Raw genomic sequence first — 23,820 nt, forward strand, 5'->3', positions numbered from 1 at the left:
ACCGTGGACAAGATGTTCGACTTCGCCCTGACCGGCGAACTCCTCGGCCTCGATTTCGTGCAGACGGCTTTGCTCGCGGCCGCCGTCCTCGGCCTGGTGGCCGGCGTGCTCGGCCCGCTGGTGGTCATGCGGCGGATGTCGTTCGCCGTGCACGGCACCGCCGAACTGGCCTTCACCGGCGCCGCGGGCGCGCTGCTGCTGGGCGTCGGCGTCGAACTCGGCGGCCTCGCGGGCGCGGTCATCGCCGCCCTGCTGATCGGGATCCTCGGCGGTCGCGAGTCCGAACGCGACTCCGTGATCGGCGTGATCCTCGCCTTCGGCCTCGGCATGGGCGTCCTGCTGCTGTCGTTCTACGAAGGCCGCAGCGCCAACAAGTTCGGCATCCTCGTCGGGCAGATCATCACCATCGACTCGACCAACCTGAACCTGCTCGTCGGCGCGTCGGTCGTCGTGCTGGTGGTGCTCGCGGTGATCTACCGGCCGCTGCTGTTCGCCACGGTCGACCCGGCGGTCGCGACGGCGCGCGGCGTGCCGGTGCGGCTGCTGTCGCTGATCTTCGCGGTGCTGGTCGGCATCTCGAGCGCGCTCGGCGTGCAGATCGTCGGCGCGCTGCTGGTCGTCTCGCTGATGGTGACCCCGGCCGCGGCGGCCGCGCGGGTCACGGCGAGCCCGTGGAAGGCGACCGTGCTGTCGATCGTGTTCGCGGAGATCGCCGCGCTCGGCGGGATCATCCTCTCGCTCGCGCCGGGGAAGCCGGTGAGCGCGTTCGTCACGACGATCTCGTTCGTGATCTACCTGGTCTGCCGTCTCGTCGCGTGGCTGCGCGTGCGTACGTCGCGGGTCCGCGTCGAGCCGACGGCGACCGCGCGGCCGGCCCTGCGCTAGCGGATCGGGTTCTCGGCGAGCGCCTTCTTCAGCGGTTCGAGGAAATTCGGGTCGATGAAGGCGAGCTGACCGCCGGCCACACTGCGCTCCACGGCCTCGACGACCACGACGTTCGCGTTCACGAAAGCGTCGACGGCCTCGGCCTGCGACGTCTTCTGCGTGAAGTGCGCCAGCATCGTCAGGTTCGTGAACGCGCCAGAGAGATACCGCGAAGACGCCTTCGTGAACGAGTCGCCGTAGATCAGGATCTTGTCGTCCACGGTCCCGATCAAGGGGCTCGCCGTGCGGTAGACGGGCCGGTCGATGTCGCCGTTCGGCTCGCCCGCGCGCTCGACGACGCCGTCCGGGCGGAGGCTGTACAGCGTGTTCGTCTTCGTGCCCTGCTTGCTGATCAGCGGCGGCAGATCGGCGACGGTGTCGTACTGGCCGACGGGAACGCTGACCCAGGTCTGCGTGACCCCCGGTTTGATCGCGTTCGCGATGGCGCGCGTCATCACCAGGGCGCCCTCGTCGGCCCAGTGGGTGTCGTTCGGCGGGTAGATCGGATGCTGCACGCGGCCCTCGGACGCGCGGAGTTCGGGCCGCAGGTCGATCGCGCGGGCGTCCTTGAGCATCCGGTGCCAGGTGGACGCCTCGGCCGACCGCGAGCAGTCCTTGCCCGGGTAGGTGTCCGGCAGGAACTGCGGCACCATCGTCGACTTGTCCGGCGCGACGACGAGCTCGAACCGCCTCCCGGACTGCTCGACCGCGCGCCGCAGCTCGTTGATCTTGGCGATGGTCTCGGGCAGCGGACGGGACGGATCACATTTCGCGTCGGCGTCGTAGCCGTAGTAAAGCCAGCCGTCGCGGCCCTGCACGACACGGCGGTAACCGGACGCGGCGTTCGGCGTCGGCCCCTGGGTGGGCGCGGTCTTGGACGGCGACGGTGCCGGCGGCGCGGGGATCGGGCCCGCCTGCTGCTGCGGTGGCGGCTGGTCGAGCGGGGCGCCCTCGCCGAAGACGCCGCGGCTGATCGCGTCGGCGGCGGCGATCGCGCCCGGCCGGAACGACAGCTGGTCGATCGCCCAGGTCGGCATGTCGGTGAAGAACCCCCAGCCCCGGTCCAGCCCGGGGAAGCTCGCGAGCTTGTGGTTCTCGATCTCGCCCGGCCGCACGCCGAACACCCAAAGCAGCGTGGGGGTGGTGAAGAACAGAAGCGCGCTGATCAGCGCGGTCAGCTGCCTGCCACCGTGGCGGGGACGGTGCAACGCGTGCTCGCGCGGAAGCCACGCCTCGTGGACGGCTGGCAGCTGCTGGGGTTCGGACGCCACCCCTCCACCGTAATCACCCCGTGTCTCGCGCACGTGAGAACGCCTCACTTCCGCGCCCCGGATCGCGTTTAGCCCGCGAAACGCGATCCGCCCGCTCCGGGAGCGACGTCCCCAATGTGGCATTGGAGACACTGAGCGTCCCCAATGCCGCATTGGGGACATCGAGCTCCCCGCGCCTCCCACCCCCGATCGCATTTAGCGGGCTAAACGCGATCCGGCTGGCTGGAGACCTGGGATCGCGTTTAGCCCGCGAAACGCAGGTCAGTGCAGCATCAGCAGGACCTGCAGCTCACCGACCAGGAAGCCGATCAGCCCACCCACCGCGATCAGCTTCCACTCGTCCTGCCGGAACGCGGGCCTCAGCAACCCCTCGAACTCCAGCGGCGTCAGCCCCAGCATCCGCCGTTCGACGATCTTCGCGACGTCCATCGCCTCGGTCAGGTAGCCCTCGGCGTACCGGATCGTCGGCGGCAGCCGTTCCAGCGCCTTCCGCGCGGCCGCCTGCTTGATCTCCTGCAGCCGCTGCCCGCCGACGGCCATCACGACCATCGGTTTCGCGACACTCGCCTGCTCGTCGACGGCCTGCGCCACGAGCCGCTCGACCAGCGCGTACAGCCGATCCGACCGCGGCCCGCGCAGGACGGCGTCGAGCAGGTTCGGCACGGTGAGGATCTCGTTCGCGATCATCTCGCCGTACTGATGCGCGACCTCGGCCCGCCGCCGCTGGAATTTGCCCTGCAGGATCACCCGCCCGACCCGCACCGGCTCACGCGGCACGAAGATCAGCTTGATCGCCAGCCAGTCGGTGAACAGCCCGATGCTGCCGCCGAAGATCGGCAGCACCCACGGTTCCTTCGTCAGCGCCCAGACGAACGCCTGCACGACGCCGAGTCCGAAGCCGAAGTAGATCCCGGTGCGCGCGATGAACGCCATCTCCGGCCGCGACGTCTCGCGGATCAGCCGGACGAGCAGCTTCTTGTCCCTGGTGAGCCGCTGCACGGTCATGTGCTGGAAGTCGAGCACCTCGTCGAGGTTCTCGGTCATCTCTTCCATGAACTCGCGCACCAGCCGCGGCGTCGACGCCTGGACCTGCTTGATCAGCAGCTCCTGCGCCATCGTCGGCATGACCTCCCAGAGCCTGGGATGGTGCTTCTCGAGCACTTCGCGGGCGACCTCGTCCACGGCCCGCAGCAGTGGCTGCTCGATCTCGCGCGTGATGATCGCCGGATCGATCCGGCGGAAGACCTCCTTGACGTCCAGCAGATTCGACGTCAGCAGCTCGGTCGCGACGGCGGCCATCCGCCCGCCGTGTTTGGGCACCACGCCCTGCCAGCCGAGGAAGGGTTTGATCCCGACGAACTCGAGCGGTTTGAACATCATCTCGATGGCGACGCGTTTGGTGACGTAGCCGATCAGCGCGGCGACGAACGGGATCGCGGCGTACAGCCACCAGTGCCGGGCGAGGTCGTCCAGGACGGCGTCCACACGACCTCCTCGCTTCGCTCAGGGAAGGGGGAAACCGTATCGGTTGGCCTTCAGTGAAGCAGTAGAAGCACCTGAAGTTCACCGACAAGGCCGCCGATCACCGCGCCGACGGCGATCAGTTTCCACTCGTCCTGCCGGAACGCCGGGCGCAGCAGCTGCTCGAATTCGAGCGGGTTCAGCCGCCGCATTCTGTCCACAATGGTGTTCCGGACGTCGAGCGCGTTGACCGCGTAGCTTTCGGCGTGGCGGATCGTCTCCGGGATCCGCGCCGCGGCCTTCGCGGCCGCCGTCTGCTTCATCTCCTGGAACCGCCTGCTCCCGACGGCCATCGCGACGAACGGCTTCACGACACTCGCCTGCGCGTCGATGGTCCGCTGCACCTCGCGGGTGATCATCGAGAACAGCTTGTCCGATTTCGGCCCGCTCAGCACGGCTTCGAGCAGGTTCGGGATGGTGATGATCTCGCGCGCGATCATGTCGCCGTAGTCGGCGGAGACCTGGTCCTTGCGCTTCTGGAACACGCCTTGCCAGGTGTAGAAGCCGAAGAACCGTTTCGGCTCGCGCGGCAGGAAGATCATCTTCAGCGCGATCCAGTCGGTGAACCAGCCGATGCCGATACCGAACAGCGGCAGCACGATCGGCGACTTCGTCAGCGCCCACACCAGCAGCTGCACACAGCCGAGGGAGAACCCGAACACGATCCCCGACCGCGCGATGAACCGCATCTCCGGCCGCGAGATGTCGCGGATCAGCCGGTTCAGCAAGGCCTTGTCGCGCACCAGGTTCGTCACGACCATGTGCTTGAGGTCGAGGACGTCCTCGATGTTCTCCGAGATCTCGCCCATGATCTTCGTGATCGCACGCGGCGCCTCCGCCTGCACGCGTTTGAGCAGCAGTTGCTGGGCGGTGTTCGGCAGTACTTCCCAGAGTCTGGGCTGGTACTGCTCCATCACCTCGCGGGTGACGTCCTCGACGATCCGCAGGAGCGGTTGCTCGATCTCCTTCGCCACCTGGGCCGGGTCGAGTCTGGCGAAGATCTCCTTCGGGTCGACGAGGTTGTTCGTCAGCATCTCGGTGGCGGTGGCCGCCATCCGCTCCGCGTTCGCCGGCAGTACCCCTTGCCAGCCGAGGAACGGCTTGACGCCGACGAATTCCACCGGTTTGAACATCATCTCGATGGCGACGCGTTTGGTGACGTAGCCGATCAGCGCGGCGATGAACGGCATGCTGACGTACACCGGCCAGTGCTCGCCGAGATCGGCGATGACGGCGTCCACTTCCGAGCCCCTCCCGCGTCTTGCTTGAAGGGCAACCTAGCCGCCGGTCCTCAATGGAGGAGTAACAGGACCTGAAGTTCACCCACGAGCCCGCCGATCACCGCGCCGACCGCGATCAGCTTCCATTCGTCCTGCTGGAAGGCGGGACGGAGGATCCCCTCGAACTCGAGCGGGGTCAGCTGCTGCATCTTCGTGACGATGGTGTTGCGGACGTCGAGCGCGTCAGTGGCGTAGCTCTCCACGTGTTTCACCGTTTCGGGGAGATAGGCGATCGCCTTTTCCGCCGCGGCCTTCTTCATCTCCTGGTACTGGACCCCGCCGACAGTCAGCGCCACCAACGGTTTCGCGATGCTCGCCTGCGCGTCGATGGTCCGCTGTACCTCGCGGGTGATCATCGCGAACAGTTTGTCCGATTTGGGCCCGGTGAGCACGGCCTCCATCACGTTCCGCACGGTGAGGACCTCGTCGGCGATCAGCGCGCCGTAGTCCTTGGCCACCGCCTGGCGGCGTTTCTGAAACATGCCCTGCCAGCTGAAGAACAGGAACCGGCGGGGCTCGCGCGGGTAGAAGATCATCTTCAGCGCCAGCCAGTCGGTGACGAACCCGGTGACGAAACCGAAGATCGGCATGATCAGCGGTTGTTTCGTCAGCGCCCACGCGACGAACTGGATCAGGCCGATGACGAAGCCGAACCAGATGCCGGACCGGGCGATGAAGCGGAGCTCCGGGGTCGCGACCTCCTTGATCAGGCGGCAGGTCAGCGATTTGTCGCGGACCATCGAGTTGATCAGCATCTCGTTGACGTCGAGGACCTCGTCGATATTCGTCGACACCTCGCGCATCAGCCGCGCGACGACCTTCGGCGCCTGCGCGCGGACCTGATCGACCAGCATGCGCTGCGCCCGGGTCGGCAGCAGTTCCCACAGTCTGGGCTGATACTGCTCCATCACCTCGCGGGTGACGTCCTCGACGGCCTTGAGAAGCGGCTCTTCGAGTTCCTTGACCATTTCCTCGGGATCGAGCCGGGAGAAGATCTCCTGCGGATCGACGAGGTTCTTGGTCAGCAGGTCGACGGCGGTGGTCGCCATCCGGCGCGAGTTGGCCGGGATGACCCCCTGCCAGCCGAGGAACGGTTTGATCCCGACGAACTCCAGCGGCCGGAACATCATCTCGATGGCGACGCGTTTCGTGATGTACCCGATGAGCGCGGCGATGAAGGGCATCGTGGCGTAGACGTGCCAGTGCTCGCGGATGTCTTCGAGGATCGCCGAGATGTCCAACCGGGCCTCCGCTGCTTACGACCTGTCAACAATGCAGGATGCCATGTGATCGGTCCGCCGTACGCCGAGTGCAGCCGTTTGGCGGTACTGCCCGACGGGTGCCAGCTCATTAAGGTGGCCGCCATGGTCGCTCCTGAGAAGACGGCGCCTCAGGCGCCCTCAGCGAAATCGTCCCCGTTCGCGGGCTCTGTCCGCGGTTACGACAAGCGTCAGGTCGACGAGCGCCTCGCCGAGCTGGCGACCGAACTCAAGCAGACGTCACGCAGCCGCGACGAGGCCGTGGCGACCGCCGGTGAACTCACCAAGGCGCTCGGCCACGCCCAGAAGGAACTGGACGAGACCAAGGCCGCGCTCGTGCGGATGAGTTCGAGCCCGTCCGGTGCCGGCGCGATGGCCGAACGCGTCCGCATGATGATGCAGCTCGCCGAGGAGGAGATCGCCGACCTCAAGGCCGCCGCGGAAGCCGACGCCAAGTCGACCCGGGCCGAAGCGGACAAGTACGCCCACGAGACGCAGCGCGCGATCGAGAAGGCGGCCAAGGACGCGCAGGCCGAGCGGGAAAAGCTGCTCGCCGACGCCAAGGCGGAGATCGAGCGGCTGAACTCCGAGGCGGCGCAGAAGCGCAAGGAACTGGACGTGGAGAGCGTCCGTGCCCGCGCCGCCGCGGACAAGAAGGCCGAGGAGGCTTCGGCGGCTCGCCGCGCGGAGGCCGAGAAGGCGTCCGCGGACAAGATCGCGGAAGCCGATCGGGTGTCGGCGGCCAAACGTGCCGAGGCCGAGCGGATCTCCGCGGAGAAGATCGCCAAGTCGGAGAAGTCTTCGGCGGAGGACATCGCCGCGAAGCAGGAGCAGGTCGCGGAGGCTCTCACCGACGCGAAGACTCAGCAGGCCGAAGCCCAGCAGGCCCGGAAGCTCGCGCTGGAACTCCGGTCGAAGGTCGCCGATCGGCTCTCCGCCACGGACGTCGCCGTCCAGGAGGCCATCCGGCTGCTGGCTCCCGCCCCCGATGCCGCCGAGGCACCCAAACCGGAGGCCGCGCCGAAGCCCGCTCCCACCAAATCCAACGGCCCACGCCCTTCCTGATCTTTTAACGCCGGACGACGGCGAACAACTCGTCGTCGATCCAGCCCCTGGTGTGTAGCTCGGCGCAGAATCGCTGGTACGACTCGGCGAGCGCGGCACTTTCGCGCTCGTCGGGCTCCACCAGCGTTCCCCCGCCGAGCCCCTCGGATGCCTCGGTGAGCCCGCCCGGCAGGACTCCCGCCGCGGCGAGCAGCGCGGCGCCGTAACCCGATTCCGCCTGGGGCGACACCCGCAGGCCGAGGCCGCTGGCGGTCGCCCTGATCCGTGTCCACAAAGGACTTCTGCTGCCGCCGCCCGCCGCCAGCAGCGGATCGGTGACCGTGACACCGAGGCGGCGCAGGTGGTCCAACGCCAGCCGTTCGAGGAAGGCGACCCCCTCCAGCCTGGCCCGGTGCAGCTCCACCTCGTCCGCTTGACCCGACACGAAGCCCTCCGCGTCCGGGCTGGCGAACGGGAAGCGTTCGCCCTTGCGCCGCAACGGATACGCGACCACCTTCGCCGGACCCAGTTCGGCCGCGGCCGCGTCGAGTTCGGAAAGGCGATCCTGCCCGGCGACGGCCTCGCCGCCGGTGTTGGACGCGCCACCGGGCAGCCACCAGCCGTCCGGATGACGGTGGCTGTACATCGCCCCCGTCGGATCCGGCACCAGTTCTTCGGTGACTCCCTTGAGCACGTACGTCGTGCCGAGGATCCCGACGAAGCTCCCGGGAGCGACCGCGCCGGCCGCGAGCTGGCCCGCGCAACCGTCGGTCATCCCGGACACGACCGGGCAGCCGGCCGGGAGTCCGGCGACCGGACGGGCCACCTCGCCCAGCACGGTGGCCGGCGCGACCACCGAGGGGAGCAGGCTCGCGGGCACGCCCAGTGCCTCGAAGACCTCGGCGGGCCATTCGAGGGCGAGCGGGTCGTAACCGCTCTTCAAGGCATGCGACCAGTCGGCCGCCACCGGCCCGCCGGTGAGCTCCGCGGCGATCAGATCGGGGGTGTGGCGGATCCCGGCGACGTCGGGGACGTGCCCGGCCAGCCAGGCGATCCGGCCGAGCGCGGCCGTGGCGGACACGCCGAAACCGAGCCGCCGCCAGCGATCCGCGCCGAGCGCGGTGGCCTCGCGGTTGAGCTCCGCCCCGCGCCTGTCGTCGTACATCAGCGCGGGGGTGACCGGCGCACCGGACGCGTCGACCCCGACGATCGTCCCCGACGTCGCGGCGATGGCCACCGCGGCGACCTCGCCGCCCCTGCCCGGTAGCTCGCCGGTGACCTTCGCCAGCACCGACTTCACCGCCGGCCACCAGGACCGGGCGTCCTGCTCGCTGTGTCCGCGGCCGTCGCGGACCGGCGCGGGCAGCGGCCCGGCGGCCGAAGCGAGGACAGTGCCGCCGCGCACCGCGAGGGCTCGGACCCCCGCGGTGGCGACGTCGATGCCGATCGTGACGGGTTGGTTCACGTGGTGACGACCTTCTCTCCGACTTCTTGCAGACTCTTGTCCTCTTCGATCGCCTTCGCCGTCTCATCGGGCAGCTTCAGGTAGCGCACCATGACCGCCGCGACCAGATACAGCGCGGCGAAGACGATCACCACGCCGGCCGCGCCCAGCGGGCCGAGGAACACGCTGACGATCGCCGGCCCGACGAACGCCGCCGCGCCCGCGCCCAGGTTCAGCAGGGCCATCGCGCCGCCCTTGTTCTCCGGGGCGAGCGAGGGGAGCAGCGCCGAGATCGGCACGAACCCGGCGAGCGTGGCGCCGTACAGCGCGCCGACGAGCAGCGCGAGCCAGTAGTACTCGGCGCCCATGGCGATCGGGACGAAGTAGAGCAACAGGATCGAGACGGCGCAGCCGATCGCGCCGAACCAGAAGATCGTGGTGCGCCAGCCGATCCGGTCGCTCAGCACGCCGAAGATCAGGTTGAAGAAGATGTTCGTGCCGTAGATGACCGAGACCAGGAGGAGCCAGCGGCTCTCCCCGAACCCGATCTCCTCGATGAAGATCGTCGGGAAGAACACCAGCATCCCGAATTCGGGCGCGGTGTTGATGACGCGGACGAGCATCCCGACGCCGACGCGGGGCTTCTTCCACGCGATCGACACGCTGGAAACCAGGCTTTGCACCGGTTTCACGTCCGGCGGCGCGAGCCGGGTGTACCCGGTCCGTTGGCGGACACCGAAGATCGCGAGCAATCCGCCGAGCGCGAGCAGCGCCACCGACACCCACAGCGTTCCGTACTGGCCCAGTACCGGGTTCGTGAAGCTCGCGACCAACGCGCCCAGCGTCGGAAGCCCGCCGGTGAAGGCGAAGTAGAACCAGCCCACCGCCGCGCCGAGCCTGGCGACCGGCGCCACCGCGGTGATCCAGACCAGGAAACCGAACGCGAACATCGGATAGCCGAACCCGCGCAGACCGTAGAACACCAGCATCAACGGGTAGTTCTCACCCGACACCGCGACCGCGAGGAACAGCACGTCGAACACCAGCCAGATGGCCAGGCCGATCATCATCACGCGACGCGGGCCCCACAGATCCGACAGCGCGCCCGACAACCACGACGCCAGCATCACGGCGACGCCGTACACGGTGATCACGTACGAAGCCTTGATCTCGGTGCCCGCGCCGTTGTCCGCCATGAACGGCGCGATGAAGCCCGACTCGACCCCGTCGCCGATCATGAACAGCAGCAGCCCGGCGTAGCCGAGGAACAGCGGGGCGGGCAGGCCCCAACGGTTCAGTACGCGGGCGAACCCGCTCCCGGATCGCGATAACGGCGGTGTTACCTGGTTCATGCACGCCTCCATGACGTCGTGTTCAGCGTATCATGGATCGTGTTAAATTAACTTTCAAGATGTTACATCGGTGGATTTTCGTGTTAGCCTCGCGCGCCCGGCTGTCACGTACTTCAGGTCGCGACAGGCGTGCGCCTCAGAGCTCCGCGAGGTCCACTTCCACCTGGCTCCGCATCTCCTCGACCAGGTGCTCTTCCACTCCGTCGTCGACGATCAGCACGTCGAAGTCGCTCAACGGCGCCAGCCGGTGCAGCGCCGCGCGTTCGGTCTTGCTGTGATCCATCAGCAGCACCTTCGTCCGGGCGCTGGCCAGCATCGCGCGCTTCAGCATCACGATCTCCGGTTCCTGATGGAACGTCATCCGAGTGTTCATCGCCGACGTCGAAACGAAGGTCGCGTCGACGTTGATCCGCTCGATCGCCTCCAGGCTCTGCATGCCGAGGAACGAGTCGTGGGTCGCGGAGTAGTCGCCGCCGATACAGATGAGCCGCAGGTCGGGAACGCCTTTGAGCAGTTCGATGGCGCCGAGGTAGTTCGTCGCGACGGTCAGCGGGGTGACGCGGTGCAGCATCTTCGCCAGCGCGAGCGCGCTCGTCGAGTCGTCGAGCAGGATCGACATCCCCGGCTCGACGCGCGCGAGCGCGTGCGCGGCGATGGCCATCTTCTCTTCCGAATGCACGTTCATCCGGTAGTCGGCGTTGCTTTCGAACACCGTCGACGGCATCGCCGACACGCCGCCCCGGTACTTCCGGAGCAGGCCGCGCCGCGCCAGTTCGTCGACGTCGCGGTGCACCGTCATGGTGCTGACGCCGGTGAGTTCCACCAGGTCGGCGATGCTCGCGGAGCCGGCTGTGAAGACGTGTTCGGTGATCAGCTGCTGACGCGTGTTACGAGAGTGCGCGCTCGCACCGGCCGTCTTCTCATCGCTCATGTCGTCCAGTATCGCGTGCGGGCGGGTTGATTGAGGCGCAGCAGGCCGGTGCGCGTGCCGTCGATCTCTATCTCCGTGACGGCCGCGTTGTCCAGCCGCGGGAACACGGTGCGGTAGTTCTCGAGCGGGATGCCGAGCAGCGCGCACAACGTCAGCCTGATCAAGGTGTTGTGCGCGACGACCAGCACGGTCTCGCCCGGTACCTCGGCGGCGATCCCGCGCAAGGCGACGGCGCCGCGGGCAGCCGCGTCCGCGGGCGGCTCCGAACCGGGGAACGCGCCGCTCACGGGATCGGCGAGAAACCTCGCCACCGCAGCGGGATCCGTCTCCGCCAGCTCGGCCCTGGTGCGCCCCTCCATCAGTCCGAAGTGGACTTCGTGCAGCTCCTCGACCACCCGTAAAGGCAGGCTCAACGCCTTGGCGGACGGCTCCGCGGTGCGCCGTGCCCGGCTCTGCGGCGAGCAGAACACGGCAGACGGCTTGGCCACGGCGGCGAACCCGGCGAGCTTGTCCGCCTGCCGTAACCCTTCCTCGGTCAGCGCGACGTCACTGCTGCCCGCGTACCGGTTCTCGGCATGCCATTCCGTCTGGCCGTGCCGCGCCAATAACAACCGTGCGACCACGCGATCCCTCCTCGAAGCTTGCCCAGATCACAATATCGATGTTAACTTAACAGCATCGATGTGAAAGGAGATGCCGGATGGCACTCGCCGCGGTGGTGTTCGACCTGGACGGTGTCCTCGTCGACAGTGAACACCTTTGGGAGGAGAACTGGGTGGCGTACGCCGCCCGGCACCGCACCGAATGGACCGCCGAGGACACCGCGTCCGTGCAGGGGATGAGCGCGCCCGAGTGGGCCGCGTATCTCGCGAAGCGGTCCGGCACCCCGGAAAGCGCGGCCGAGGTCGAGCGTGCCGTCGTGGACGGCATGATCGCCGCGATCGAGGCGGGCGAGGCGCCCCTCCTGCCGGGCGCCGGGGAGATGGTCCGCGAGGTGAGCGCGAAGGTGCCGGTCGCGCTGGCGTCGTCGGCCGCCCGCCGGGTGATCGACGCGGTGCTCTCCAAACACGGGCTCACCGGCGAGTTCGCCGCGACCGTCTCCAGCGCCGAGGTCGCCAGGGGCAAACCGAGCCCGGACGTCTATCTCGAAGCCGCGGCCAGGCTCGGCCGGTCCGGTGAGGAATGCCTTGGCGTCGAAGACTCCAGCAACGGCATCCGTGCCGCCGCCGCGGCCGGGCTCACCGTGATCGCGTTGCCGAATCCGGTGTACCCGCCGAAGCCGGACGCGCTGGAGCTGGCCGCCGAGGTCGCGGAGAACAACGACGACGTCCGCCGCAAGCTGCTCGCGTACCTGTCCGGTGAATTCGCGGAAGCGAGCGGGCGATGACGGTCCTGGGCGCCGCGGAGACGTTCAAACGCGATTGGCTGGACGGGTTCGTCACGGCCTACGGGCGTTCGGTGCGCAAGGTTCCCGGCGCCTATGGCGTGCTGCGCCGGGAAGAAACCGAACCCAAGGTCGCGGTGGTGATCGGCGGCGGCTGCGGGCACTATCCCGCGTTCGCCGGGCTGGTCGGTCCCGGTCTGGCCGACGGAGCCGTCGTGGGCGACGTGTTCACCAGCCCGAGCGCCGAGCAGGTCTATCGCACCGCGCGGGCCGCGGAGAGCGGAGCCGGCGTGCTCTTCGGCTACGGCAACTACCAGGGCGACGTGCTGCATTTCGGACTGGCGGCGCGCAGGCTGGCCGCGGAGGGCATCGAGAGCCGGACGATCCTGGTCACCGACGACATCGCCAGTGGTCCCGCCGACGCGCCGGAAAGGCGTCGCGGTGTCGCGGGCGACTTCCTGGTCTTCAAGATCGCGGGCGCCGCCGCCGAACGCGGTGACGATCTGGCCGCCGTGCACGCGGTGGCGGAGAAGGCGAACGCGAACACCCGGACCTTCGGCGTGGCGTTCGGCGGTTGCACTCTGCCCGGCGCGTCCGCTCCGCTGTTCACCGTCGGCGAGAGCGAGATGGAGCTGGGGCTCGGCATCCACGGCGAGCCCGGTGTCCGCACGGTCGGCAGGCTGAGCGCACGGGAGCTGGCCGACGAATTGGTCGACGGTCTCCTCCCGGAACTGCCCACCGGCGACGGACGCGTGGTGGTCCTGCTGAACGGGCTGGGCCGCACCAAATACGAGGAGATGTTCGCGACCTACACCCGGGTGCACGAGCGGCTCGCCGCGGCGGGGCTCAGCCCGTCGCACACCGAGGTCGGCGAGTTCGTCACTTCGCTCGACATGGCGGGTGTCTCGCTGTCGATCCTGGTCCTCGACGACGAACTCGCCGAGCTCTACGCGGCCCCCTGCGACACCCCCGGCTACCGGAGCACCGGTGCCGCGCTGGCGCAGGTACCGCTGGAGTCCACAGTGGACGCTCTGCTGGCGGAGGCCGAGCCGGGCCAGGGCATCGTGGATCGCGCGTTGACCGCGGCCCTGCGTGACATCGAGGCCAATGAAGCCGAGCTCGGCCGGTTGGACGCGGTCGCGGCCGACGGTGATCACGGGCTGGGGATGACCAGGGGTATGCGGGCCGCGGTGTCCGCCGCTCGGCGCGACGGAGACTCGCTGTCCACCGCGCTCCTGGCCGCCGGGACGGCGTTCGCCGACGCGGCGGGAGGTGCGTCCGGCGCGCTGTACGGCGTCCTGCTCGCCGAGACCGGCGCGGGACTGCGTGGCCTGGCGGCCGAAGAAGTCACCACGGAAACGCTCGCGAGCGCGGTGGACGGCGCGGTGAAGGCGTTCGTCGAACTGGGTAAGGCCGAGCCCGGCGAGAAGACCATGCTCGACGCCATCGAGCCGTTCCGGCTGGCGTTGCGCGAACAGGCCGAGGTGGGCGCCGACGTCCCGCAGGCCTGGCAGAAGGCGGCCCAGGTCGCGGTGAGCGCTGCGGAGGCCACGGCGGACCTGCTGCCCGTCAAAGGCCGGGCGGCGCGGTTGGCGCGGCGGAGCGAAGGGCACCCCGATCCCGGGGCCACGTCGTTCGCGCTGCTCGTCACCGCGGTCGGCCAGGCTCTCGGAAAGGAAGACTGAATGCGGATCGTGGTGGCGGCGGACAACGCCGGGGTGGCACTCAAGGACCAGTTGCGTGACCTGCTCCTCGCCGACGACCGGGTGGACGAGGTCACGGACCTCGGCGTGGCGGACGGGTCCGACGACAAGGCGTACCCACTGCTCGGCCTGGCGGCGGCGGAGACGATCGCACGGGGCGAGGCGGATCGCGGAGTCCTGGTCTGCGGGACCGGGATCGGCATGGCGATCTCGGCGAACAAGGTCCCCGGTGTCCGGGCCACGGTCGCGCACGACTCGTACTCCGCCGAGCGTTCGGTCAAATCGAACGACTGCCAGGTGATCACCTTCGGCGCCCGGGCGATCGGTCCGGAGCTGGCGAAGAAGATCGTCGCCGAATGGGTCGGCCATCGTTTCGACCCGGCCTCGGCCAGCGCGAGCAAGGTCGCGCACATCACCGAATACGAGCAAGCTCACTGAACGCGGCCCGACACGGGCACGGAGAGAGGACGCAGAGTTGCGGATACTCGCTGCGGGAGACCATTTCGTCGGCACCGGCCTGCTGGCCGACGCCGTCCGTGCCGAGATCGGCGCCGGGCACGAATTCTCGGAACTGACCCTGCCGTGGCCGGTGGAGCCGTTCGGTCCGGTCGCGAACGTCCACGAGGCCAGCGGCACCGAGGAGCAGGTGATCGAGGCCTTGGCGGGAGCCGAGGTCGCGGTGACCCAGATGGCGCCTTTCACCAAGCAGGTGTTCGCGGCCGCGCCGGGGCTCAAACTCGTGTCCGTGTGCCGGGGCGGCCCGGTCAACGTCGATCTCGCGGCGGCCACCGAAGCGGGTGTCGCGGTGACGTACGCGCCCGGCCGTAACGCCGGTGCCGCCGCCGAATTCGCGGTGGGGATGATCCTGGCCGCGATGCGCCGGATCTCGACGTCCTCGGCCGAACTGCTGGGCGGCACCTGGCGCGGCGACTACTACGCCTACGACCAGACCGGTCTCGAACTCGACGGGACCACCGTCGGCCTGGTCGGGTACGGCGCGATCGGTGCGCGGGTGGCCAAGGTGCTCGTCGCGTTCGGCGCGAAGGTACTGGTCTCGGATCCGTTCGCCGATCCGGCCAGGATCAGCGCCGACGGCGCGGAGCTCGTCGAACTGGACGACCTGCTGCGCCGCAGTTTCGTGGTGAGCCTGCACGCCCGGCTCACCGAGGAGACCCGGCATCTGATCGACGCCGCCAAGCTCGCGTTGCTGCCGGAAGGCGCCGTGCTGGTCAACACCGCGCGCGGCGGCTTGCTGGACTACTCCCCGTTGCCGGAAGCCCTGCGCTCGGGACGGCTCGGCGCGCTAGCGCTCGACGTGTACGACGTCGAGCCCCCGCCCGCGGACTGGGCGTTGCGCGACGCGCCGAACGTGATCGCGACGCCGCATCTCGCCGGGGCCAGCAGGCAGACGGCGGAGCGGGCGGCGAGCATCGTCGCCGCCGAAGTCGGCCGGTACGCGCGCGGGGAGGCGCTCGCCAATCTGGCGAACCCCGAGGTCCTGCGGCCATGATCATCGGCGTCGACATCGGCACGTCACTGACCAAGGCGGTCGTCTTCGACAAGGCCGGGATGTCCGTGGCGAGCGCGTGCACCACGTCCGAGGTGCACCACCTGCCGGGCGGGCTGGTCGAACAGGATCTCGATCAGGTGCTGGGCACCGTGGCGACGGTGGTGCGCGAGGTCGCCGCCGGGCTCGACGGTCCGGTCACCGCACTGGCCCTTACCGGTCAGGGCGACGGGCTGTGGCTGCGCGACGAATCCGGCGAGGCCGTGCGCCCGGCGATCTCCTGGCTCGACGGCCGGGCGAACTCGTTGCTCGCCCAGTGGCAGGCAGGCGGAGTGACCAGGGAAGTGTTCCGCCGTACCGCGTCGGGAATGTTCCCCGGTTGCGCCGCGGTCATCATGTCCTTTTTGGACACCCATGAACCGGAGTCGCTGGACAGGGCGGCGGTCGCGGGTTACTGCGTCGACGCGGTACTCCAGCGGCTGACCGGCGAGATCACGGTCGACGCGTCGGACGCTTCGCTGCCGTTCCTCGACCCGGCCACCCGGCGGTACGACGAAGCCGCTATCGCGGCCGTCGGTCTCTCCCACCGCCGGAACCTGTTCGCGGAGCCGGCGGCGCCGAAGACCGTGTTCCGCTTGGACGAACGCGGTGCCGGGCTGCTCGGCCTTCCGGTCGGGCTGCCCGTCACCGCGGGGCCGTTCGACCTGCCCGCGAGTGCCATCGGCGCCGGTGTACGACGGCCGGGCGACGGCATCCTCACCGCCGGCACCACCCTCGCCTGCCAGGTCCTGACGGACTCGGCGGAGTTCGATCCGGAAGGCGAGCCCGCCGGGATGTTCCTCTGCACGCCGGAAGAAGGCGAGTTCCTGCGGGCGATGCCGGCGATGGTCGGCACGGCGGGGATCGACTGGGTGTGCCGCCTGTTCGGAATCGAGGTCGAGGAGATCGGCTCGCTGCTCGACACGAGCGAGCCCGGCGCGGGCGGGGTCCGCGCGCTTCCGTTCCTCTCCGCGTCCGGTGAGCGGGCGCCGTTCGTCGATGCTTCGGCGAGGGCCCAGTTCTCCGGGCTGAGCCTGGAGAGCGAACGTGGGGACATCGTCCGGGCGCTGTGCGAGTCGATCGCATACGCGGCAAGGCAATGCTTCGAGGCGGCCGGGCTCACCGGCACGTTGTACGCGTGCGGCGGCGGGGTCCGGTCGCTCGAATGGACCCGGATCTTCGCCGACGTTCTCGGACGGCCCATCGTGATCCCCGGCGATCCCGGGGTGGGCGCGCGAGGCGCGGTGATCGTCGCGGCGGACGCCCTCGGCGAGCCGGTCGACAGGGAACTCTGGGCGGAGAGCGCGCGCGTCGTCGAGGTCCGGCCCGAGAACGTAGGGTTCTACGAGCAGGGCTATGCCGATTATCAGGCCTCACTGGCCGCAGCCCGCGGACTTTGGAGGTTGTGACGGTGATTCTGGCCAAAGAACGCCTGGCGGTCTGCGAGTTCGCCCGCCGGATGACCACGGACGGGCTCGTGGTCGGCACCTCCGGCAACGTCTCCGCGAGGCAGGGCGAGCTGGTCGCGGTGACCCCGACCGGGGTCGACTACGCCGGGCTGCGGCCGGAAGACATCCCGGTGGTCGGCCTGGATGGCGAAATCGTCGAAGGCACGCTCAAACCGACCAGCGAACTCCCGATGCACCTCACGGTGTACCGGCAGGCGGCGGATCCGGACGGCAAGCCGATCTCCGCGGTGGTGCACACGCATTCCGTGCACGCCACGGCGGTCTCCACCCTCGTGATCGAGGTACCGCCGATCCACTACATGCTCGCCGCGATCGGTCCGACAGCCCGCGTAGCGCCCTATGCGACGTACGGCACCGAAGAACTCGCCAAAGCCATGCTGGAGGCGCTGGACGGTCGCCGGGGCTGCCTGCTGGCGAACCACGGCACCACCACCTTCGGCGACAGCCTCGGCTCGGCGTACAGCCGGGCGCAACAGCTCGAGTGGGTCTGCCAGGTATGGCTGACGGCCCGCGCGGCCGGAACGCCGAACCTGCTCCCGCCCGACGAGATCGAGCACGTCGTGGAGAAACTTCGCGGCTACGGCCAGCGCTAGGCCACACCTTCCCCCAAGCGACGGACGGGGTTCAAACCGGCGAGGGAGGCCGACGGGCAGCGGCGGCTGTGATCGTGGGATGCCGATCAAGTGATCGGCATCCGATGGTCCGAGGAGCACGCATGACTGTCCACCACCCCACCGCGCCCGGGCGACTGCGCGCCGCCTGGCACAACGCGCACGCCCCCGTGCCAGGAGTCCCCCGGTGGGCCCGGATCGCCGCCTACGCCATCCCCTTCGTCGTGCTGCCCTCCGGCGTGTGGCGGATCATGACCGTCGTTTTCCACATCGGCGACGACGCCACGCACGGCTCGGGCCAGCTCCCGTCGTGGTTGCCGGGGCCGGTGTACATCGTCGGCCTGTCCGTCGTCTCGGAACTGCTGGCGTTCACCGCCATCGGACTGATCGCCTCCTGGGGCGAGGTCGTCCCTCGCTGGATCCCGTGGCTGGGCGGACGCCGAGTGCGGCCCCTCGCCGCGATCCTGCCCGCCGCACTCGGCGCCACGATCCTGACCGTTCTGTGGACCACCGCCTTCGTCACCGGGATGTCCGGGCTCACCATCCAAGGCGACCCGCTCCCGGCCGACTACCCCGCGAATGCCATGCACGGCTGGCAACTCGCGTTCTTCGAACTCACCTACGTGCCGCTCCTGCTGTGGGGCCCCTTGCTGGCAGCAGTCTGCTTCGCGTACTGGCGGAGGCGCCGGCACGTTCACTGACGTCCTAGGACGCCGCGGGCTCGACTTCAAAGTCCGTGGCGTCCACGGCGTGCACCGCGTCGAGCAGTTCGACGACCGTCGGATCGTCGACGGCTTCCTTGATGCACTGCCACAACTGGAGATTCGCCAACGCCCAGCGGGAGTAGTTCTCCGCCGCTTTCGGGTTGTAGAAGTAATAGCCGCTGTCGTGGACGTCGCGTTGTTCGCCGACGATCTTGTGCGCCAGTTCGCGGAGGCTCAACCCGTTCTCCCGCAGATAGCGGTGGGCGAGGACGACGGGCGTCACCGGCAGCGCCTTGAACAGCGTGTCGGCGTCGCTCAACGCCTGAGCTTCGAGCGAGATGTGGCGGCCTCTGGTGGCCATTTCGGCTTCGTCGATGATCTCGTCGATCCATCGGCCCACGTTCTCCTCGACCCCGCATTCCCGCAGGATGTCCATCCGGAGGTCTCGTCCGGCGGCCGCGGGGGAGTTCCGGAGCACGATGTAGTTCACATCGTGCACCAGCGCCGCCACTTCGACGACGGTGCGATCCGCGCCGTTGTGGTCGGCGAACCCCGCGGCCTTGGCCCGGACGAAACTCACGTGGTGCCAGCCGTGGAACTGCAGTTTGTCCGCATAACGCCAGCACAGTCTCCGGACGTGCTGCTCGACGGCGTCAATGGTGTGGGAAGGAATCGTGCTCTTTCGCGCGCGCATACACCTCTCCGATCCCGTTCAGGAGACGGGTGGAGTAATGGTATGCGCCTTCGACGGCGGTGTGTAGTTAGATGCGGCCGGCGAGATCCCCCAATCGGACCTCAACCGGAACGTGACGGTGCCCTGTCCCGGTCTTCGGGTCAAAGGAAAGACTGAACTCGCTCACGGGGCGTGATTTCACCAAAAACGTCATAGTCCCTTCGGTGGCCTCGGGAATCCGATGGAACTCGTCCGCGTACATGACGCCTACCGACCCGGTCTGACACAGCGTGCTACGTCGTAACCGAACCGATGTGATCAATCCGGAAAGCTGGTCGCGCAGGGTCGAATAACGTTCGTGGACGTAGTTGCCACGGAGGATCGTGGTGCAGAAGTGGTATCTGTGATTGTGCACGGAATCGGCGTACCCCTCACGCCAGTCCTCCGGCGCCTTGTACTCGTGGAGCCAGACCGAAAAAGGATCTGTCGGACAATCGAGCAGGCACCAGGCGAAATGGGTGGTGGTCTCCCTGGATCGCTCGAGTACCGCGCTCGCCTCGTCCGGGCTCAGCGAATCCAGATGCCGCCGGAGGTCGTCGCGCAACTCCGGTCTCGACGTCCAGTCGCGGAAGATCCCGTCGACGATCTGCCAGTGCTGCGCCAGCGGCAGGTCCGTGGTCCGGAGCAGCGCGGAGAGCTGGGTGAGGGGGGACAAGCGAGTGAGCAACTTCAGCTCCTCAAATCTAGTGCTCTGCGACGCCGAGAGGTCAGGGGTTCAACTCGGCGAGTGTGGTGAACTCCTTCCGGAAGGCATGGAATTTCCCTTCCAGTTCGAGGAAGTTCTCTTCGGACAGGGGAGAGCCGGTGATCTTTTCGTACAGGGCGAGGAAATCCGCCCGCGTCGTCGTGGTGGAGATGCGGAAGTGCCGTCCCGAGCGCGACTGGGACACGCGCAGGAACTCGGAGCGTTCCTTGTTGTACAGGAAGGATCCTTCGCTGAACCGCAGCGTTCGCGGATACAACGTGGTCGCGCCGCGGATGTCGCTGTACAAGGTCACCCAAACGCTCTCGTCGAACACTTCGAGCCGGTCCAAGGGCGGGTCGGCGACGACGGTGATGTCCACCAGTGAGCACCGGCTGCGGGCCAGGAACAGCCCGACCAGGCCGATGCTGATCTCGTCGTTGAGCCGCGACCGGATCGTCTCGTAGTCCATGCCCGCTTCTTCGCTGCGCAGGAGATACCGCGCCCTGCCACCGATCGCGCCCTCGTCGCGTGGGTCGGCGATGACCACGCGGAGCTTCCTTTCGGTGCGGGACAACAACAATCGGGCCGCGGCGTGCCTGCCGGAGAACCCGCGGAAGAAGTAGTGCCTGGCCACGTCGAGGTCTTCGGTCATGACCCGGTTGAACAACGGATCCGGATCGGTGGTCGCTTCGAAGACGTGGGTGGGGAAGAATTCCTTGTTGAGCGAACGGTATTCGGCGCTGAGCGCTTCCAGCGCTCGTCGGCTTTCCTCGATCACCGGGGTCACCATCGCGCGTTGTGACGCGGTGGCGGTGATCAGGGTCTGGCCGAAGCCGACCACCGCGGAGATCAGGGTGCCGGTGCCCAGTGAGGTGAGCAGTGTCTTGCCGGCGCCGGGATCCATCATGCTGGAGATCCACAGGCTGAGGCCCGCGACGACGACCAGTACGGTGAGCAGAAGACTCGTCCTGGTCCAGAAGATCTCTTGCAACGGGGTACGGCGGAGCCGGTCGGCTTCCGCGGGCACGAGGGTCACCTCCTTGATCAGCACCCGAACGGACGAACGCAGTGCGTATCTGTTCGAGTGCGGGGAGTTACTCTACGCGCATCGTGACAATGTCGAAATAAGAAAATCGGGGGAAAGGGACCAACAACGAATGTGACGCTCGGCGATGCCGGTTTCGCATCGGAGGTTTCGCCGGATCGCGGAAAAACCACTCACGGAGCGTGCGGAAGGATTCCTTCGTACCACGCCGGACCGGGCTTCGCGGACGACAAGGTTTCGACGACGGCCGAAGACGGTGCGGTGTACACGGTGGGGAAGTCGATCTCGCCCTTCGCCGGGTCCAGCGTCCAGGCGAGTCGTTCGTCTTCCGGCTGACTCGCTCGTATGAAAGGAAAGTGCGCGTCCGCGCCGTTCTTGTTGCCCCTCGGGTCCAGCCGGATCCACCGGTCCGGACCACTGAGGTACACGGCGTTGAGCCCGTGCAGGACGCCGATCCGCTGATAACAGAACCCGGCCGGGATGCCTTGACTGCGAAGCAAAGCGGCCAGCAGGTGGGCCTTCGCGTAGCAGAGTCCGACCCGCTCGCGCAAAACCTCGGAGGCCATAAGGGTGACGCGGGAATCGGCGGCGTCCACCGTATGGGCGATCTCGTCGCGTACGAAGTGAAACATCGAACGAATCACGTCGACTTCGGTGCCGCCGGTCGGTGACAGGCTGTCAGCCGTTTCGCGGATCAGCGGATGATCGTGATCGACGATCGCGTCGGCGGCCAGATAATCTTCGAGCCGTTCGGATTCGATCTTCAGCGTGATTTTCACGCGGCACCACCCAGCACTGTGTCGACGACTTCTTCGAGGAATTTCGGACCGGTTTCGCCGCCGCGCAGCAGTGAGCGGAACCAGATCGCCCCCGCCAGCAGATCCATCACCAGGACCGGATCGACGCCGGCGCGCAGTTCGCCTCTGGAGATGGCGCGTTCGAAGATCGGCTCCTCGCGAGCCATGCGGTCGGCGAAGAAACTCCTCGCCACGTCACCGAGTTCCGGGCGCCGGGGGCCCGCGGTCAGGGTCGCGGTGACGACCGGCGCGGTGTGCTCCGAAGTCAGCAAGCGATGGATTTGCGTTGCCACGGCGAGAAGATCGCCGCGCAGGCCGCCGGTGTCCGGGACGTCGACGGCGAACAGGCCCGAATTGCGCAACGCGGCGGCCAGGAGCGCGTCCTTCGACGGCCACCAGCGGTACAGCGTCGTCTTGTTGACACCGGACCGGGCGGCGACGGCTTCGATGGCGAGCTTGTCGTAGCCGTGCTCCGCCAGGAGTTCGAGAGTCGCGGCGAAGATCGCCTCCGCCTTGCGAGGGCCGTTCCGAGTGCTCACCGACGGAGAATACAACGCATCGTTGCGTTGCGCGACGATCGGGCGTACTTTGCAACGCAACGGTGCGTTGCAATCAGGAGGCAGCCCATGGTCCCCGTCGTCTTCGTCCACGGCATCCGGCTCAGCGGTGCCGCCTGGTCCGAGCAACTGCAATTGCTCGGACATCCCGCGAAAGCGGTCGATCTCCCCGGCCACGGCACCCGGCGAGGTGAGCGGTTCACCTTGGCCGCGGCGGCGGACGCGGTCGCCGAAGCGATCGACGAGCCCGCGCTGGTGGTCGGACACTCGCTCGGTGGCTACGTCGCGATCGCGGCGGCGGCGAGGTACCCGGAGCGCGTGGCGGGTCTCGTCGTCGCGGGCTCGACCTTCCTGCCCGGCAAGGCACTGGAGACCCCGTTCCGCTTGGCGCACCGCTTGCTGATGCGGCTGCCGGACCAGGGTGAACGGCTGGGCCGATGGCAGTTCCGAAGCGCCCTGCCGCCGAAACTCGCCGAAGCGGTGATCAGCGGCGGCATTGCGACCGAGGTCATCCCGGACGTCGCCGAGGCCTTCGCGGGCTTCGACGTGCTCGGGGACCTGGCGGCCTATCCGGGGCCCACCTGGCTCGTCAACGGCTCACGCGACCACTTCAGGCGCCATGAACGCCGCTTTCTCGACGCGTGTGCCGACGGCAGGCTGGTCAACGTCCCGAAGGCGGGGCACTACCTGCCGATGGTGCGGGGCAAGGAGTTCGCTCAGCTGGTACTCGACGCGGCCCGCAGCCTGTCGATCTCAGCGGTCAGTTCGGATCGCAGCGAGTCGTGCTGAGGCCCGAGCGAAGCGGCCCAGTTCTCCACTGGATACAGCCAGACCGGCCGTCCGACCACGTCGGCCGGTTCCCAGTCGTACCGCGGCCAGACATGCGCGTGCAGGAAGGGATCCGTATTGCCGAGGATCTCCAGATTCACCCGGCGGAAGCCCGGATCCCTTCGCGCGCAGACGTTTTCGACGGCTTCCCCGAGCATCTCCATATCCGACAGGAACTCCAGCCGCCGCGGCCGCGGTAGATCGCTCAGCCTGCCGACACCGGGGGAATCGGTGAGCGGGACGCAATAGCCCGGGAGGAATTGCGTATCGCCGATCACCGCGAAACCCGCGTCCAGGCGCCGTAGCACGGTCGGATTCCCGCCGCGCAGCGCCGAACCGACGCGATCCCGCTTCCAGCCGTCGGTCATGAGGCCGAGCTAGCCGACCGGGAGGATCGAACCGCCCTGGCTGGTGAGCTGGGTGGCCAGCCGGACCGGCTCGTGATGCGGCGCCAAGACGATCGAGGCGAACGGCGTCGCACTGGACCCGGCCCCGTAGTTGGTCTGCATGTGGACGCTGACGTGCACGTTCCGGTCGGCGGGGATCTCGAACATGACCGACCCCCACGAGACCACGTACTGCCTGCCGTCGATGCTCGCGAACGGTACGTAAGTCAGCCTCATACTGGGAAAGGGCCGCATGTCGACCGTGAGCAGACGGCGCGGGCCGTCGTGGTTGTCCACGTACGGGATCACTCCGGGCTGAGCCGCCAGGTTGGTCATTCTCGGGCTC

At 68.2% G+C, this 23,820-nt stretch carries 25 protein-coding genes; 10 read left to right on the plus strand and 15 right to left on the minus strand.

Features of this window, described 5'->3' with window-relative positions:
• Positions 1-3 precede the first annotated feature (3 nt).
• Positions 4-885, plus strand: a complete 882-nt coding sequence (locus tag ED92_RS09395) for a metal ABC transporter permease (protein ID WP_037335301.1) — start codon at positions 4-6, stop codon at positions 883-885.
• Here the strand turns inward: ED92_RS09395 and ED92_RS09400 are convergent.
• The 4 genes from ED92_RS09400 to ED92_RS09415 form a co-directional block, all read right to left on the minus strand.
• The gene (locus ED92_RS09400; RefSeq protein WP_037335304.1) at positions 882-2,195 is read right to left on the minus strand and encodes a hypothetical protein; all 1,314 of its coding nucleotides are present in this window, start codon (positions 2,193-2,195) and stop codon (positions 882-884) included. The two genes, ED92_RS09395 and ED92_RS09400, sit on opposite strands and share 4 nt — an antisense overlap.
• 261 nt (positions 2,196-2,456) lie before the next feature.
• Positions 2,457-3,680, minus strand: coding sequence for a DUF445 domain-containing protein (locus tag ED92_RS09405; protein WP_037335307.1), 1,224 nt, complete (start codon positions 3,678-3,680; stop codon positions 2,457-2,459).
• 50 nt (positions 3,681-3,730) lie between these two features.
• Positions 3,731-4,957, minus strand: coding sequence for a DUF445 domain-containing protein (locus ED92_RS09410; protein WP_037335310.1), 1,227 nt, complete (start codon positions 4,955-4,957; stop codon positions 3,731-3,733).
• Positions 4,958-5,007: 50 nt separating this feature from the next.
• Complete coding sequence (locus ED92_RS09415; RefSeq protein ID WP_037335314.1) at positions 5,008-6,237, minus strand: DUF445 domain-containing protein; 1,230 nt, start codon at positions 6,235-6,237, stop codon at positions 5,008-5,010.
• 123 nt (positions 6,238-6,360) lie between these two features.
• Here ED92_RS09415 and ED92_RS09420 point away from each other — a divergent pair, with 123 nt between their 5' ends.
• On the plus strand, positions 6,361-7,320 hold the full coding sequence (locus ED92_RS09420; protein ID WP_037336283.1) for a hypothetical protein: 960 nt from the start codon (positions 6,361-6,363) through the stop codon (positions 7,318-7,320).
• A 4-nt stretch (positions 7,321-7,324) separates the two neighbouring features.
• On the opposite strand, the gene ED92_RS09425 is transcribed toward ED92_RS09420, so the two are convergent.
• From ED92_RS09425 to ED92_RS09440, 4 genes are all read right to left on the minus strand, one after another.
• Positions 7,325-8,764, minus strand: coding sequence for an FGGY-family carbohydrate kinase (locus ED92_RS09425; protein ID WP_037335316.1), 1,440 nt, complete (start codon positions 8,762-8,764; stop codon positions 7,325-7,327).
• Complete coding sequence (locus ED92_RS09430) at positions 8,761-10,095, minus strand: MFS transporter (RefSeq protein ID WP_037335319.1); 1,335 nt, start codon at positions 10,093-10,095, stop codon at positions 8,761-8,763. The genes ED92_RS09425 and ED92_RS09430 overlap by 4 nt, the downstream gene beginning before the upstream one ends.
• Positions 10,096-10,231: 136 nt before the next feature.
• On the minus strand, positions 10,232-11,026 hold the full coding sequence (locus ED92_RS09435) for a DeoR/GlpR family DNA-binding transcription regulator (RefSeq protein WP_037335321.1): 795 nt from the start codon (positions 11,024-11,026) through the stop codon (positions 10,232-10,234).
• A complete protein-coding gene (locus tag ED92_RS09440) occupies positions 11,023-11,649 on the minus strand; it encodes a histidine phosphatase family protein (RefSeq protein ID WP_037335324.1) in 627 nt (208 codons plus the stop codon). The genes ED92_RS09435 and ED92_RS09440 overlap by 4 nt, the downstream gene beginning before the upstream one ends.
• Positions 11,650-11,726: 77 nt before the next feature.
• On the opposite strand from ED92_RS09440, the gene ED92_RS09445 reads away from it, so the two are divergent.
• The 7 genes from ED92_RS09445 (at position 11,727) to ED92_RS09475 (ending at position 18,440) form a co-directional block, all read left to right on the plus strand.
• On the plus strand, positions 11,727-12,413 hold the full coding sequence (locus ED92_RS09445; protein WP_037335327.1) for an HAD family phosphatase: 687 nt from the start codon (positions 11,727-11,729) through the stop codon (positions 12,411-12,413).
• A complete protein-coding gene (locus tag ED92_RS09450; RefSeq protein ID WP_037335331.1) occupies positions 12,410-14,095 on the plus strand; it encodes a dihydroxyacetone kinase family protein in 1,686 nt (561 codons plus the stop codon). Before ED92_RS09445 ends, ED92_RS09450 begins: the two co-directional genes overlap by 4 nt.
• Positions 14,096-14,551: a ribose-5-phosphate isomerase gene (locus ED92_RS09455; protein ID WP_037335333.1), complete on the plus strand. Its 456-nt coding sequence runs from the start codon at positions 14,096-14,098 to the stop codon at positions 14,549-14,551.
• 37 nt (positions 14,552-14,588) lie between these two features.
• Positions 14,589-15,623, plus strand: a complete 1,035-nt coding sequence (locus tag ED92_RS09460) for a 2-hydroxyacid dehydrogenase (protein ID WP_037335336.1) — start codon at positions 14,589-14,591, stop codon at positions 15,621-15,623.
• On the plus strand, positions 15,620-17,068 hold the full coding sequence (locus ED92_RS09465) for an FGGY-family carbohydrate kinase (RefSeq protein ID WP_037335337.1): 1,449 nt from the start codon (positions 15,620-15,622) through the stop codon (positions 17,066-17,068). Before ED92_RS09460 ends, ED92_RS09465 begins: the two co-directional genes overlap by 4 nt.
• Positions 17,069-17,070: 2 nt before the next feature.
• Positions 17,071-17,721, plus strand: a complete 651-nt coding sequence (locus tag ED92_RS09470; protein WP_037336285.1) for a class II aldolase/adducin family protein — start codon at positions 17,071-17,073, stop codon at positions 17,719-17,721.
• 122 nt (positions 17,722-17,843) lie between these two features.
• Positions 17,844-18,440: a hypothetical protein gene (locus ED92_RS09475; protein ID WP_037335339.1), complete on the plus strand. Its 597-nt coding sequence runs from the start codon at positions 17,844-17,846 to the stop codon at positions 18,438-18,440.
• Between the two features lie 4 nt (positions 18,441-18,444).
• Here ED92_RS09475 and ED92_RS09480 read toward each other — a convergent pair whose 3' ends face one another.
• From ED92_RS09480 to ED92_RS09500, 5 genes are all read right to left on the minus strand, one after another.
• On the minus strand, positions 18,445-19,137 hold the full coding sequence (locus ED92_RS09480; RefSeq protein WP_037335342.1) for an HD domain-containing protein: 693 nt from the start codon (positions 19,135-19,137) through the stop codon (positions 18,445-18,447).
• Between the two features lie 67 nt (positions 19,138-19,204).
• Positions 19,205-19,843 (minus strand): hypothetical protein, encoded by a 639-nt coding sequence (locus ED92_RS09485; RefSeq protein WP_037335344.1) that lies wholly within the window; start codon positions 19,841-19,843, stop codon positions 19,205-19,207.
• Positions 19,844-19,883: 40 nt separating this feature from the next.
• A complete protein-coding gene (locus ED92_RS09490) occupies positions 19,884-20,930 on the minus strand; it encodes a hypothetical protein (RefSeq protein WP_235213239.1) in 1,047 nt (348 codons plus the stop codon).
• 149 nt (positions 20,931-21,079) lie between these two features.
• On the minus strand, positions 21,080-21,685 hold the full coding sequence (locus tag ED92_RS09495) for a transglutaminase family protein (protein WP_037335347.1): 606 nt from the start codon (positions 21,683-21,685) through the stop codon (positions 21,080-21,082).
• Positions 21,682-22,242 (minus strand): TetR/AcrR family transcriptional regulator, encoded by a 561-nt coding sequence (locus ED92_RS09500; RefSeq protein WP_037335350.1) that lies wholly within the window; start codon positions 22,240-22,242, stop codon positions 21,682-21,684. The genes ED92_RS09495 and ED92_RS09500 overlap by 4 nt, the downstream gene beginning before the upstream one ends.
• Positions 22,243-22,329: 87 nt before the next feature.
• Between ED92_RS09500 and ED92_RS09505 the strand changes: the two genes are divergently transcribed.
• A complete protein-coding gene (locus ED92_RS09505) occupies positions 22,330-23,049 on the plus strand; it encodes an alpha/beta fold hydrolase (RefSeq protein WP_037335353.1) in 720 nt (239 codons plus the stop codon).
• On the opposite strand, the gene ED92_RS09510 is transcribed toward ED92_RS09505, so the two are convergent.
• The gene (locus ED92_RS09510; RefSeq protein ID WP_037335356.1) at positions 22,977-23,456 is read right to left on the minus strand and encodes a hypothetical protein; all 480 of its coding nucleotides are present in this window, start codon (positions 23,454-23,456) and stop codon (positions 22,977-22,979) included. The two genes, ED92_RS09505 and ED92_RS09510, sit on opposite strands and share 73 nt — an antisense overlap.
• Positions 23,457-23,465: 9 nt before the next feature.
• On the minus strand, positions 23,466-23,810 hold the full coding sequence (locus tag ED92_RS09515; protein ID WP_016337706.1) for a hypothetical protein: 345 nt from the start codon (positions 23,808-23,810) through the stop codon (positions 23,466-23,468).
• Between the last annotated feature and the right edge of the window lie 10 nt (positions 23,811-23,820).

The organism is Amycolatopsis sp. MJM2582 (assembly GCF_000754115.1).
Taxonomy (GTDB): Bacteria; Actinomycetota; Actinomycetes; order Mycobacteriales; family Pseudonocardiaceae; genus Amycolatopsis; species Amycolatopsis japonica.

What these genes read in the sequence shown, in the direction of transcription:
- ED92_RS09430 (WP_037335319.1), bottom strand. Translation starts at nt 10,095, where the DNA reads ATGAACCAGGTAACACCGCCGTTATCGCGATCCGGGAGCGGGTTCGCC.
- ED92_RS09515 (WP_016337706.1), bottom strand. Translation starts at nt 23,810, where the DNA reads ATGACCAACCTGGCGGCTCAGCCCGGAGTGATCCCGTACGTGGACAAC.
- ED92_RS09475 (WP_037335339.1), top strand. Translation starts at nt 17,844, where the DNA reads ATGACTGTCCACCACCCCACCGCGCCCGGGCGACTGCGCGCCGCCTGG.
- ED92_RS09505 (WP_037335353.1), top strand. Translation starts at nt 22,330, where the DNA reads ATGGTCCCCGTCGTCTTCGTCCACGGCATCCGGCTCAGCGGTGCCGCC.
- ED92_RS09480 (WP_037335342.1), bottom strand. Translation starts at nt 19,137, where the DNA reads ATGCGCGCGCGAAAGAGCACGATTCCTTCCCACACCATTGACGCCGTC.
- ED92_RS09510 (WP_037335356.1), bottom strand. Translation starts at nt 23,456, where the DNA reads ATGACCGACGGCTGGAAGCGGGATCGCGTCGGTTCGGCGCTGCGCGGC.
- ED92_RS09445 (WP_037335327.1), top strand. Translation starts at nt 11,727, where the DNA reads ATGGCACTCGCCGCGGTGGTGTTCGACCTGGACGGTGTCCTCGTCGAC.
- ED92_RS09465 (WP_037335337.1), top strand. Translation starts at nt 15,620, where the DNA reads ATGATCATCGGCGTCGACATCGGCACGTCACTGACCAAGGCGGTCGTC.
- ED92_RS09420 (WP_037336283.1), top strand. Translation starts at nt 6,361, where the DNA reads ATGGTCGCTCCTGAGAAGACGGCGCCTCAGGCGCCCTCAGCGAAATCG.
- ED92_RS09450 (WP_037335331.1), top strand. Translation starts at nt 12,410, where the DNA reads ATGACGGTCCTGGGCGCCGCGGAGACGTTCAAACGCGATTGGCTGGAC.
- ED92_RS09455 (WP_037335333.1), top strand. Translation starts at nt 14,096, where the DNA reads ATGCGGATCGTGGTGGCGGCGGACAACGCCGGGGTGGCACTCAAGGAC.
- ED92_RS09435 (WP_037335321.1), bottom strand. Translation starts at nt 11,026, where the DNA reads ATGAGCGATGAGAAGACGGCCGGTGCGAGCGCGCACTCTCGTAACACG.